An 11,789-nucleotide genomic window follows, 5' to 3' on the forward strand; every position below is an offset into this window, starting at 1 on the left:
ACCTTTCTCGACAACCTGCAATGCCTGGATTGCGGCCACGCCTTTCGAATCGACACCGATTAACCCGTATTTCGCACTTACCCCCTTTCACTGCATGCCAGAGCCCGCCTTGTGCGGGCTTTTTCATGCCGTTTTGGAGTTTCTATGGATATTCGAGCGAGCTGGGCCTGTACCACGTACAGGGCTACGTTAATCCTGAGGAGATTATCAGTACGGCGGCCACCATTTTGTATGGCTGAAAGGTGTCTAGCAAACCGGTGGCGATTCAGCTTGTAGATCGAAGAACGGCCAAGACCGGTATCTCGTATCACTTCTGTTAGCCTCATGAATCGCATGAAATTCTCCTCGTCATTCGTTCATGCGATAGCGCAGCAACGTAAAAACTTACTCACCTCCTCTCTGGCTACAGCCAAAGTTCCTAAACCCATCGTCATAAAGCTTGGTATCCACCTTTGCCAAGTAGCTCATGCGCCTGAACACCTCATGATATTGCGCGGTATACATAGACGATCCTTTTGAAATCAGCTGGACCGGGCTATCAGGGAAATGGACTAAACCGATTCCTTGACTCCCAGTCAGACCAAGAGTGCGACCCCAAGCTCGCTGAATACGCTCTGCCATGTTGCTAACTGCTTGTTCTTCCGCCAACCACCAGGGGAAGTCCGGCTCTTGCTGACCTAAGATACGCCCCAACGCGGAGTAAGCATCCCTATTGACCATAATGGCAATATGATAATGGGGCTGCCCTTCCCCACCGAACTCGCGACACCAGATCATACGAACATGGCAGTCATGAACCCGTTTTCCCTGGCCGCGCTTACGCTTCGAGTCGCACCTGATCTGCGAACGAAGAGAGTTGATGAAGCCGCTTGCCTGCCCCCCTTTGGGACCTGACCAACCGTACGGCAGCCTAGCAACGAAATGGATGACACAGGTTCGTGGATGCTCATTTAAGGCCCGGTCCAAAGTAGACCGGATAGATTTGAGGTAATTCACCGCGAGTGGACGGTCAGGCCTTGCCAGTACCGGCAAGCCCTCCCAGACTGATTCATAGTGGAGTTTGAGGTTGGTGTTGCTTGAATGTCGTTTTCTCATTGTCTGGCACCTATGGTTTCTTCATAGGTACCAGCGCACTGGTTGAAATTTACTCATGAGCAGGCTGGTTTGGTCCAGCCTGCCTGTTACTCAACCAACTGCACTTACCAGCCTTCACAAGTGGGCTGGCTAAGTGACTTTATGACTATATATATCTATTACCGACACTCAGAGCGGGTTATCAAGTACTGAAAGCCCACAACAGGGCCTTTACCCCACAGACGGGAGCCCAAATAGCGCTATCCAGTTAAAACAATCGATTACGAGTTCTGGAACGGGGTTATCGTACCCAGAAGGCCCACAAACCAATAACACTATTGAGCTTGAAGGCTGACATCAATTCACAGCTTAAATCAGTGCTATCCACGGTATGTAACTACCCCTCATCCTCAATACCAACTTCCGTGTCTACAACCTCCTTTTTGGTCTTTACACTTGGCTTAACAAGCAGGCCAATTTCATACTGCTCTTTTGTAGACAAGTCTACACGGTTGATTTCCTTAGTTGATTTTACATAATCGATTGAAGCCCCTTGGTAAATCCCCGGAGTAACATTTCTGCCTGGCGGCGGCGCAACCACAGCCTTTAAAATCAACAACTTACCATTCTCTGTTGATCGCAATATCGATATCCTACCATCTGGTGGCATAAGCAAACGCATCACCCCTAGTTTTTTGCTTAGCACTTCAGATTTCATGCACGCAGCCCTCCATATCCAGCCAGATAGGAACATCGCCGCTCTAGAGGCCGCCTCATCGCTACTCTTTCTCTCCTTTACACATAGCAATGCCTCCATTTCTAAGCGCAGATTGATGCTTGGTTCTGGTAGAAATTGACTGCCAATGAATAAGTATCTATCGGTCAATATTTGACCTACATAATCGTCTAAAACAGCCTGCAGATATTCTTCAAGCCCATCGAGCACAGCATCTTTGAGTCTTTTAGCAACGTCATCTTCACACTTCACCGGCAACAAATAGTTTCTACGGTCATATTCAATGGCAACGTAGGAATCATCCTCACAACCATTACTGAGAATCCTTATCAACTGAGGAATCTCTCGGCCCGGGTGGTACTGATCTTTTTTTTGTATATGAAGGACAAACGCCCGACCACACCAGCTAGCCTCAAAAATAGGGTGAGCCAGGTTGAGAAAATAGATGCTCGGGCACTTGCCGATTCCTATATCACTCACAATCCCAGCAACCACATCTCGCATGTACCCTAAGCGCCAAAGCTTCCTCAAATGCCGGCGTACTCTTTGAACTGACATCCCCACCTGCTTGGCCAAGCCAAAAGTCGAACAATTTCTGACTACACCGCAGGAATCCGCCTCAGTCAGCAACACTATAAGAACCAGCTTGCTACCGACACTCAGGGCATCAGGGTTGGGAGGGCCAAAAGTACGACCTTTCTTTCTCGTGACCTCCAACCCTCCAGGTGAGGGAATACTGAGCAGTGACTTTACCAGCCCCTCATGTCCCACACTCACTGGCCCAACCTGGAGATTCAACCGATCGGCAACGAGCTTTGAAAGTCGATAATCGTAAGACGGCCTTCCGGTCCTACCTTCAACGCGCCGGGCATCAAGAAGACCTTGGTCAACCAGTACCCCTATCGAATGACGGGCTAATCTCTCACTAACTCCCAACTTCCCCGCCAAACGGTCCAGAGACGTTTGAGCCCATTCGCCTATACCAAATTGATAGATAAAGGCAGTCAAAAAATATCGCTCAGCGGCCTGCAGCTCTTCAGACGACAAGCAGTTAAAGCTGGATACTAGAGCATTGCCAAGGTACATATTTGCACAAATGATATCTATTTTTGCCCATTATCAATTATGATCATATTTACGTCAATTCATACGGTATGATTTACTTGTCATGAAAATCTCAAGCATTAGGAGCATTGAAAGTGAAGAAACCAATCCCACCGAAAGAGTGGCTTGGCTCCGACAAGGACAAGTCAGATTGGGCCAGGCACTATTTGCGAAACAACCCCCCATCAGCCCTTTCAGTAAAAGCTCCCCACGAAGAGAACGAGCCGACCTTGATGACACTGGAAAGAATTTGGAATAACGGATTGGGGGCAGATGCTTTTGCACGCATCAAACGAGCATGGAATGCTTACAGCTACCGGAAGAACAAAAACAAGCGGACTTTCAGTTTTGTGCTACCCGTAGAAGAAGCTCTGTTTTTGAAACGTACGTCCAAATATCTAAAGGTGTCACAAAGCGCCCACCTGACAGCTCTGATTTGCCAGGATAGAACACATATCGAGAAACTGAGAAATGAGCATCAACAAAGACTCGAAGGCGCCAGAAAAACGCGCAATTCACTGGTAGAGGACAGAAAAACCAAAGAGCTAGGTCGCCTGCGGAAAGAAAATACGAGGCATGCGGGCATTCTCAAGCAATATGAAGAACTTATAAGAAAGCTAGTAGAGAAAGACCTTGTAAGGCAGGAATTAGAAAGGCAGGGATTGCAGGACCCCATACAACTCGATGCGAACAAAAGGGACGACCTGGACTCTCAAGCCAAAAAGCTGGCAGCAAGACACCTTGAGGATGCTCGAATTGACGCGTCTCGCACTTCTAACTACTCAGCGCCCTGACACCACCTCCAAGTGATCCACCCAACGCTGCAACTACAAGCGTCACCCAGCCTCATAGCTATGGAGTACCCTCAACCCCTTTTCTAGAGTGATCCGGCACAGCTTCAGCCATCTTGCCGGGCATCCAATACGCGCCAGGCCTTTGTAAACGGACCGCCTGACCAATCAGGGAAAACTAAAGGTCAGTGGCGCGTAAAGTAAAGGAGACAGGCCAGCCACAGGGATTAGCTATTGAGAAACGGTGACGGAACGGTGACGAAACACAGAAAAGCATAAGCGACGCCTAAAAACCAAAAAGGCCAGTCATCCATGACTGGCCTATCTCTTTGTTTTTCCGACCTTAATTTGGTCGGGACGGGAGGATTCGAACCTCCGACCCCTTGCACCCCATGCAAGTGCGCTACCAGGCTGCGCTACGCCCCGAGATGTGCTTGGCAGGCAGAGCTACCAAAGCGGCGGCAATCATAGCGGATTTGGTGGGGGGATGGAACCGGTAAAGTGCTGTTTGGTCAGGGTTTGAGCGATGAAGACGCAAGCTTCAAGCTGCAAGGGACAACGCGGGAGGGGGGCGTGCCGACTGGAGTGCCTCGACCCGCGTCCATTAGCGTCGGAGTGCGGGATGAGCGGCGGCTATTCGTTTGGGTAATGGGATCTTTTCTGGTGGGCCCGGTGGAGGGCTGCTGACTCTTCGCCATGCAAGCATGGCTCCAACAGCGACTCGCGGGCATGAAAAAGCCCCGGGAGCTCGGCTGCCGGGGCTTGGTTCGCCATGGCAAGCATGGCTCCTACGGGAAACGGAGGTTATGAGGCTTTAAGGACGTCGAGGACCTCTTCCATTTCCACGATCATCTGCTTGATGATCTGGTGGTACTGGGTGGCCTGTTCGGCGTTGGCGCCGCCGGTGAGCTGCTGGCGGGCGCCGCCGATGGTGAAGCCCTGATCGTAGAGCAGGCTGCGGATCTGGCGGATCATCAGCACGTCCTGGCGCTGGTAATAGCGACGGTTGCCACGGCGCTTGACCGGCTTGAGCTGGGGGAATTCCTGCTCCCAGTAGCGCAGTACGTGCGGTTTTACGTCACATAGGTCGCTGACTTCACCAATGGTGAAATAACGCTTCCCAGGAATCGCCGGTAATTCGTCGTTATGACTTGGTTCCAGCATAGTCCTCAACCCGTTGTTTTAATTTTTGTCCTGGACGGAAGGTGACAACCCGGCGGGCGGTGATGGGAATTTCCTCACCGGTTTTCGGGTTGCGTCCTGGCCGTTCACTCTTGTCCCTGAGATCAAAATTGCCGAAGCCGGAGAGTTTCACGGGCACGTTGTTTTCCAGCGAATGGCGGATCTCTTCGAAGAACATCTCCACCATTTCTTTCGCTTCACGTTTGTTCAGGCCAAGCTCTTCGAACAAACGCTCGGCCATGTCCGCTTTGGTCAGCGCTCCCATCAATAGCTCCCTAACCCTTCCTTAATCAGTCCCTTAAGGCGGCGTTAAACTGTTGTTTTAACTGGGATACTACGGCATCCACCAGGTCGTTTACCTCTTCATCCTTAAGAGTGCGTGAACGGTCCTGGAAGGTCAAGCCCAAAGCGAGGCTTTTGCGATTTTCCCCGATGCTATCACCTTGATATATATCAAAAATCCGCACCCCTGTGAGACGTTCGTCACAGGCATTCCGGACCGCGGCTACCAGCTCACCCGCGGGCACGCTGTCTTCGACCACGAAGGCCAGGTCACGACGCATGCGGGGCTGGTCTGACACACCGGCAAAGTGCGGCAGTACGCCGTCCAGCAGCGGGGCCAGGGCCAATTCGAAAGCGTAGAGCTGGGCGGGCAGGTCCAGATCCGCGGCCAGGCGCGGGTGGATGCGGCCCAGATAGCCGACGACTTCGCCGTCACGCTTGAGCGCGGCGGTCTGGCCCGGGTGCAGGGCCGGATGCTCGCCGGGCTCGAAGCTGAAAGCGTCGGCGTCGGACAGGGTCAGCAGGGCTTCCACATCCCCTTTCAGGTCGAAGAAGTCCACCGGGCGCTTACCTTCCCAGTTCTGCGGCTGGGCGCTGCCGTAGAGCAGGCCGGCGATCATCGGGGTCTGCTCCAGGCTCTCTTCGCCCTCAGACTGACCGGTGGGCACGAAGCGCAGGCCGGTTTCGAACAGGCGCAGGCGGTCGGCCTGGCGGTTCAGGTTGTGGCGGGCGGTGCTGAACAGGCCGGCCAGCAAGGTGGTGCGCATGACTCCCAGGTCCGTGGAGATGGGGTTGAGCAGCGGCAGCGGCTCCACCCGCGGCTCCACCTGCTTGAGCAGGCCCGGCTCCACGAAGGTGTAAGTGATCGCTTCCAGGTAGCCGCGGTCGATCAGGGCGTCGCCCAGGCGGCGCTGGTTGACGGTCTGCTCGGCGACGGGTTCGCCGGAGGGGGAACCGGCAGGCACACGGCTGGGCAGTTTTTCATAGCCGTAGATACGCGCCAGTTCCTCGATCAGGTCGGCTTCGATGGCCATGTCGAAGCGCCAGCTGGGGGCCAGCACCATCCATTCTTTGCCGCTTTCCTGGGTGGATACTTCCATGCCCAGACGGTTGAGGATGTCTTCCACCTGTTCGGCGGGCAGGCCCATGCCCAGCAGGCCTTCGATGCGATCTGCACGCAGGGTGATTTCTGCCTGGCCCGGCAGGTGTGCTTCGTCCACGGCTTCGCTGACCGGGCCTGGCTGGCCGCCGGCGATTTCCAGGATCAGGGCGGTGGCGCGTTCGATGGCCTCGTTCTGCAGCTGCGGGTCCACGCCCCGCTCGAAGCGGTGGGAGGAATCCGTGTGCAGGCCGTAGGAGCGGGCCTTGCCGGCAATGGCCAGGGGCGCGAAGAAGGCGCATTCCAGGAAGATGTCCTGGGTGTCGCTGGTGACGGAGGACGGCTTGCCGCCCATGACACCGGCCAGGGCCAATGCCTGGCTGTCGTCGGCGATCACCAGAGTGTCGTCGCGCAGGGTCAGTTCCTGGTCGTCGAGGGTGAGCAGTTTTTCTTCCGCGTTGGCGTTGCGCACGGTGATGCCACCGCTGAGCTTGGCCAGATCGAAGGCATGCAGCGGCTGACCCAGCTCCAGCAGCACGTAGTTGGTCACGTCGACAATGGGATCAATGGTGCGCAGGCCGGCGCGGCGCAGGCGTTCGATCATCCACAACGGGCTATCGGCGTTGACGTTGACGCCCGTGATCACGCGGCCCAGGTAACGGGGGCAGCCCTGGCTGTTTGCCAGGTTCACGGTGAGGGTGTCGTCGATGGCCGGGGCCACCCTGTCGATGGCCGCATTGATCAGCAGGCTCTGGTTCATCACCCCGACTTCGCGGGCGATGCCGCGCAGGCTCAGGCAGTCTGCCCGGTTGGGGGTCAGATCCACTTCGATGACGGCGTCATCCAGCTGCAGGTACTTGCGGAAATCGGTGCCTACCGGCGCGTCGTCCGGCAGTTCCATCAAGCCATCGATGAGGTCTTCCAGGCCCAGCTCGGAGGCACCGCACAACATGCCGGACGATTCCACGCCACGCAGCTTGGCTTGCTTGATCTGGAAATCGCCGGGCAGGACGGCGCCTACTTGCGCGAAGGGGATTTTCAGGCCGGGGCGCACGTTGGCTGCACCGCACACCACCTGGGTGGTATCGGCGCCATTGCTGACCTGGCAGACGCGCAGTTTGTCTGCATCCGGGTGCGGCTCACAGCTTTCTACCTGGCCGACGACCACGCCGGTAAAGGCCGGTGCGGCAGGTTCCACCGCATCCACTTCCAGGCCGGCCATGGTCAGTTGCTGCACCAGGGTGTCGGTATCGATGGCGGGGTTGACCCATTCCCGCAACCAGGCTTCGTTAAAACGCATTGTCGAATTCCTTTAAATCATGGGAGTTTCTGTTTGGCCGCCGGGAGAATTCGCCTTGTGAACAAGGCTCCAACGGCGGCCTGACGGTACAGAAACGCCTTAACCGAACTGGGACAGGAAGCGGGTGTCGTTTTCGAAGAACAACCGCAGGTCGTTGACGCCATAACGCAGCATGGTGAGGCGCTCCACGCCCATGCCGAAGGCAAAACCACTGTATTCGTTGGCATCCACGCCACCGTGCTCCAGCACGGACGGGTGCACCATGCCGCAGCCCATGACTTCCAGCCAGCCGGTGTGGGAACACACCCGGCAGCCTTTGCCACCACAGCTGACGCAGCCCACATCCACTTCGGCGCTGGGCTCGGTGAACGGGAAGTAGCTGGGGCGGAAACGCACCGGCAGGTCTTCCACTTCAAACACGAACTTGAGGAATTCCGCCACGGTGCCGCGCAGGTCGGCAAAGGTGACGCCCTTGTCCACCAGCAGGCCTTCCACCTGGTGGAACATGGGGGTGTGGGTCAGGTCGGAGTCGCAACGGTACACCCGGCCCGGGGCAATGATGCGGAACGGGGGCTTGCCCTGCTCCATCACCCGTACCTGTACCGGTGAGGTATGAGTGCGCAGCAGGCGGCCGTCACCGAAATAGAAGGTGTCGTGCATGGCCCGTGCCGGGTGATGGGAGGGAATATTCAGGGCTTCGAAGTTATGGAAGTCGTCTTCCACTTCCGGGCCTTCGGAAATATCGAAACCCAGGCGGAGAAAGAAATCCTCAATGCGGCGACGCATGCGGGTGACCGGGTGCAGGTTGCCAGGCAACTCGCCCCGGCCCGGCAGGGTCACGTCGACGGTTTCGCTGGCTAGCTGCTCGGCCAGGGCCGCTTCTTCCATGGCATGCTTGCGGGTGGCGATGGCATCCTGCACTTTCTGTTTGCCTTCGTTGATCACCGCACCGGCCTGGGGGCGCTCTTCCGCGCTCAACTTGCCAAGGCCCTTCATCAGGGCGCTGATCTCGCCTTTCTTACCCAGGTATTTCACCCGCACATCGTCCAGGGCCCGGATATCGCCAGCCTGTTCGACATCTGCCAGGGCAGCGTCCACCAGGGCGTTGAGATTTTCCATTTAAGACTCCGCAGTCTTTAAATCAGGAGAAAGTTGAAAGTTCAAAGTTGCAAAGCGCGATTCCAGACAGATGCCACCCGACACCACTAAAGCCGCGCCTCACCCATACACCGCGGGGAAAGAGCCACTCGATTGGCATTAAAACCCAACCGCGTTTCAACTTTATACTTTCAACTTTCAACTGGTCTTTTTTCAAACAAAAACGGGGGAAGAGCGCGAGCTCTTCCCCCGTTGAGTATGCTGTTTTGTCTAGGACGAAACAGTAATCAGGCGGTGAGACTCGCTTTGGCTTTTTCGGCCAAAGCGCTAAAGGTTGCCTGATCGCGGACAGCGATGTCCGCCAGTACTTTACGGTCTACTTCGATGGACGCTTTCTTCAGACCATCGATCAGACGGCTGTAGGACAGGCCGTTCAGACGCGCAGCGGCGTTGATACGAACAATCCACAGACGACGGAACTGACGCTTACGAACCTTACGGTCGCGGTAGGCGTACTGACCGGCTTTGGTAACGGCCTGAACCGCTACACGGAATACACGGCTGCGGGCACCGTAGTAGCCTTTAGCCTGCTTGAGAATTTTCTTGTGCCGACGACGGGCCTGCACACCACGCTTTACTCGTGCCATTTTTCAGATCTCCAAAAACCGTATCAGTTATGCGTAGGGCATCATGCGTTTAACCAGAGCTACATCAGAATCATGTACCTCGGTTTTCGGACGCAGCTGACGAATAGTCTTGGCAGACTTCTTGGTCAGGATGTGGTTTTTGAATGCCTGCTTGCGCTTGAAACCGGAGGCGGTTTTTTTGAAACGCTTGGCAGCCCCACGATTTGTCTTGATTTTAGGCATGGTACCTTCTCAAGTTGGTTAGTTAGTTCAACAACCGGTTACGGCTGTTTCTTCTTTTTGCCCGGGCTGAGCACCATGATCATCTGGCGCCCTTCCATGTTCGGACGTTGCTCAACAGAACCGTACTCTTCCAGGTCCTTCTCGATACGTGCGAGAAGATCCCGGCCCAGTTCCTGGTGAGCCATCTCCCGACCGCGGAAACGGACGGTGATTTTCGCTTTGTCGCCGGCCTCGAGGAAACGAATGAGGTTACGCAGTTTCACCTCATAGTCACCAATGTCGGTGCCGGGACGGAATTTGATTTCCTTGACCTGGGTCTGACGCTGTTTCTTGCGCCCTTCCTTGGCCTTCTGTTTGGCTTCGAACAGATGCTTGCCGTAATCCATGATTCGACAAACCGGCGGTTCCGCACCAGGGGAGATTTCCACCAAATCCATCTGCTTTCCGGTGGCTTTCTCCAGCGCTTCCTGCAGGGTCACAATACCGACCTGCTCACCGTCTACATCAATCAACCGAACATCGGTTGCCTGGATTTGCTGATTTATATTGGCGCGCTGCTCGCGGCCTTTGCCTCCACGCTTAATGTCGTGAACCTCCAATCTGTTATCGAAAACGAGGCAGGATGCCTCACCGCCTCAGTAAATAGGCGCGCATTGTATGCCACCACAACAGGCACAACAACCCCGACCCCAGTGGCCGGCGTGCGCAACTGACTGAAACGGAATGAATTCTGGCCGGTTGAGGGACTACCCCCACTCCAGACAACTGCGCAAACAGGGCCTGAATTCCGGCAAGGGAGCGTATTTTAAGCAAATCTGGACACTTTTCAAGCAGTGAATCCTGCCGAATGCCCTGTGGTGCGGCATTCCGGCTGGACGTTCCTTCCCGCGCCACACGTTCCAAAATGGGCCACTCGTACCACCCCACCCGCTCCAGGGGGCATTGGATCGCCCTCCTCCTATTCGATATATTTGAACCTGTTAACAATTTCAGGGGCAACAAGCTCTGCCCGGGGGAAGGTACACAGGAATGTCAGCAGCCGATCGAAGCGAACTTACCCATCTGGCGCGGGCAGAAAACGGTCAATCCAGTGCCGATCAGCTCGAAACGGACGACACCCAGGCAGATATTCTGGATAGTCTGGTCACCAGTCTTTACAGCTGTGTTGAACACAAGGACGGCTTCGACCTCTTTCTGCGCAACATCCGCGACACCTTTGGCCTGGTCAGCTGTTGCCTGGCCGTGATACAGAAAGAACCGCAACTGAAAGGGCTGTATGGCTGGGCCGTGGGCTATCCGCCCGGCATCGTCCCCCTGATGCTCAAGACCGGCCTGGTGTTCAAGGACAAGGCCATCGCCAGGGCACTGGAAACGGGCCCCAACGCCCTGTTCAGCTACGCCGATGGTGACCCGGAGAGTAACTTTCTGGCGGATATGTCCACCTTTTCCCGCACCTGGATACGCGCCGCTGGCATTATCGACAGTGCCACCATCGCGTTCACCAACAAGTACCAGCAGCACGTGGTGCTGGTATTCAACCGGCACAAAGACAGCCGCGTGTTCAGCAAGCCGGAAATGGCCATGCTCTCGCGGCTGAAGAAACACGCCGAAATTGCCCTCGATTTGTATGAGCGACTGCACCGCTCAGAGCAGAGTTTCAAGGACCTGCAAAGCAGCATCGCCGTATTGAAACAACCTGTTGCCGTGTTTTCGCCGGTTTCGCTCTTGGTGAGTGCCAGCCCAGCCTTTGTTGAGATTGGCAGACGCTACAAGGTATTCACCATTAATCAGGACAGCCGGGAAATCGTGTTCAGGGATCAACAGTTTGGCAAGGATTTCTACACCCAGCTGATGTTGTTCATTACCGGCAAGACCGGCGCCCTGGACGACAGCGACACCCTTTACCTGCAAACCAGCGCCCTGCCCCTGCGGATCTCCATCACCCCGGTACACAACCGAGAAAGCAACAACAGCAATGTGCTGGTGGAAATCTTCGACCCCAATGTCAGCCGCACCCCAAGCATTGCCGAAATCCGCAAGGTCATCAGCGCCACCGAGGCCGAGGCCCGCGTTTGCCTGTGCCTGCTCAAGGGGGCCAACACCGCCGAAGCTGCCGAGCAACTGGATTTGGCCATTAGCACCATTCGCACCAACATCAAATCACTGCTGCAGAAGAACAGCTTCAGCAGACAGGTGGACCTGATTACACACCTGATGCGGATTTGCTCTTGAGCTTCCCGGCGCCGGCGACAGT

At 55.5% G+C, this 11,789-nt stretch carries 12 protein-coding genes and 1 tRNA gene; 2 read left to right on the plus strand and 11 right to left on the minus strand.

Annotation, left to right across the window (positions count from 1 at the left end; all coding sequences use genetic code 11):
• Nucleotides 1-77 precede the first annotated feature (77 nt).
• The 3 genes from B3Q33_RS16590 to B3Q33_RS03190 form a co-directional block, all read right to left on the minus strand.
• Nucleotides 78-335, minus strand: a complete 258-nt coding sequence (locus tag B3Q33_RS16590) for an AlpA family phage regulatory protein (protein WP_414631547.1) — start codon at nucleotides 333-335, stop codon at nucleotides 78-80.
• A 49-nt stretch (nucleotides 336-384) separates the two neighbouring features.
• Nucleotides 385-1,095, minus strand: coding sequence for an inovirus Gp2 family protein (locus tag B3Q33_RS16595; RefSeq protein WP_082844632.1), 711 nt, complete (start codon nucleotides 1,093-1,095; stop codon nucleotides 385-387).
• Between the two features lie 376 nt (nucleotides 1,096-1,471).
• Nucleotides 1,472-2,896: a winged helix-turn-helix transcriptional regulator gene (locus B3Q33_RS03190; protein ID WP_272974451.1), complete on the minus strand. Its 1,425-nt coding sequence runs from the start codon at nucleotides 2,894-2,896 to the stop codon at nucleotides 1,472-1,474.
• 113 nt (nucleotides 2,897-3,009) lie between these two features.
• Here B3Q33_RS03190 and B3Q33_RS03195 point away from each other — a divergent pair, with 113 nt between their 5' ends.
• Nucleotides 3,010-3,708, plus strand: a complete 699-nt coding sequence (locus tag B3Q33_RS03195; protein ID WP_035249049.1) for a hypothetical protein — start codon at nucleotides 3,010-3,012, stop codon at nucleotides 3,706-3,708.
• Nucleotides 3,709-4,054: 346 nt separating this feature from the next.
• Here B3Q33_RS03195 and B3Q33_RS03200 read toward each other — a convergent pair.
• From B3Q33_RS03200 to infC, 8 genes are all read right to left on the minus strand, one after another.
• A tRNA-Pro gene (locus tag B3Q33_RS03200) sits at nucleotides 4,055-4,131 on the minus strand.
• 378 nt (nucleotides 4,132-4,509) lie between these two features.
• Entirely contained in the window at nucleotides 4,510-4,869 is a 360-nt protein-coding gene (locus tag B3Q33_RS03205) for a MerR family transcriptional regulator (protein ID WP_272974450.1), read from the minus strand.
• A complete protein-coding gene (gene ihfA / locus B3Q33_RS03210) occupies nucleotides 4,850-5,152 on the minus strand; it encodes an integration host factor subunit alpha (protein WP_035249053.1) in 303 nt (100 codons plus the stop codon). Before ihfA ends, B3Q33_RS03205 begins: the two co-directional genes overlap by 20 nt.
• 25 nt (nucleotides 5,153-5,177) lie before the next feature.
• Nucleotides 5,178-7,568: a phenylalanine--tRNA ligase subunit beta gene (gene pheT, locus B3Q33_RS03215; protein ID WP_272974449.1), complete on the minus strand. Its 2,391-nt coding sequence runs from the start codon at nucleotides 7,566-7,568 to the stop codon at nucleotides 5,178-5,180.
• 99 nt (nucleotides 7,569-7,667) lie between these two features.
• A complete protein-coding gene (gene pheS / locus B3Q33_RS03220) occupies nucleotides 7,668-8,687 on the minus strand; it encodes a phenylalanine--tRNA ligase subunit alpha (protein WP_272974448.1) in 1,020 nt (339 codons plus the stop codon).
• Between the two features lie 266 nt (nucleotides 8,688-8,953).
• Entirely contained in the window at nucleotides 8,954-9,313 is a 360-nt protein-coding gene (gene rplT, locus B3Q33_RS03225; RefSeq protein WP_035249061.1) for a 50S ribosomal protein L20, read from the minus strand.
• 27 nt (nucleotides 9,314-9,340) lie between these two features.
• Entirely contained in the window at nucleotides 9,341-9,535 is a 195-nt protein-coding gene (rpmI, locus tag B3Q33_RS03230) for a 50S ribosomal protein L35 (protein WP_035249063.1), read from the minus strand.
• 38 nt (nucleotides 9,536-9,573) lie between these two features.
• Entirely contained in the window at nucleotides 9,574-10,119 is a 546-nt protein-coding gene (infC, locus tag B3Q33_RS03235) for a translation initiation factor IF-3 (protein WP_035249272.1), read from the minus strand.
• Nucleotides 10,120-10,564: 445 nt separating this feature from the next.
• Between infC and B3Q33_RS03240 the strand changes: the two genes are divergently transcribed.
• Complete coding sequence (locus B3Q33_RS03240; protein WP_272974447.1) at nucleotides 10,565-11,767, plus strand: helix-turn-helix transcriptional regulator; 1,203 nt, start codon at nucleotides 10,565-10,567, stop codon at nucleotides 11,765-11,767.
• The last annotated feature ends 22 nt before the right edge of the window (nucleotides 11,768-11,789 follow it).

The organism is Alcanivorax sp. UBA3183, from assembly GCF_002364155.1.
Taxonomy (GTDB): Bacteria; Pseudomonadota; Gammaproteobacteria; order Pseudomonadales; family Alcanivoracaceae; genus Alcanivorax; species Alcanivorax jadensis.

Bases quoted from the DNA above. Each gene is read 5' to 3' on its own strand.
- B3Q33_RS16590 (WP_414631547.1), bottom strand. From the start codon at position 335: ATGCGATTCATGAGGCTAACAGAAGTGATACGAGATACCGGTCTTGGC.
- B3Q33_RS16595 (WP_082844632.1), bottom strand. From the start codon at position 1,095: ATGAGAAAACGACATTCAAGCAACACCAACCTCAAACTCCACTATGAA.
- B3Q33_RS03190 (WP_272974451.1), bottom strand. From the start codon at position 2,896: ATGTACCTTGGCAATGCTCTAGTATCCAGCTTTAACTGCTTGTCGTCT.
- B3Q33_RS03205 (WP_272974450.1), bottom strand. From the start codon at position 4,869: ATGCTGGAACCAAGTCATAACGACGAATTACCGGCGATTCCTGGGAAG.
- ihfA (WP_035249053.1), bottom strand. From the start codon at position 5,152: ATGGGAGCGCTGACCAAAGCGGACATGGCCGAGCGTTTGTTCGAAGAG.
- pheT (WP_272974449.1), bottom strand. From the start codon at position 7,568: ATGCGTTTTAACGAAGCCTGGTTGCGGGAATGGGTCAACCCCGCCATC.
- pheS (WP_272974448.1), bottom strand. From the start codon at position 8,687: ATGGAAAATCTCAACGCCCTGGTGGACGCTGCCCTGGCAGATGTCGAA.
- rplT (WP_035249061.1), bottom strand. From the start codon at position 9,313: ATGGCACGAGTAAAGCGTGGTGTGCAGGCCCGTCGTCGGCACAAGAAA.
- rpmI (WP_035249063.1), bottom strand. From the start codon at position 9,535: ATGCCTAAAATCAAGACAAATCGTGGGGCTGCCAAGCGTTTCAAAAAA.
- B3Q33_RS03240 (WP_272974447.1), top strand. From the start codon at position 10,565: ATGTCAGCAGCCGATCGAAGCGAACTTACCCATCTGGCGCGGGCAGAA.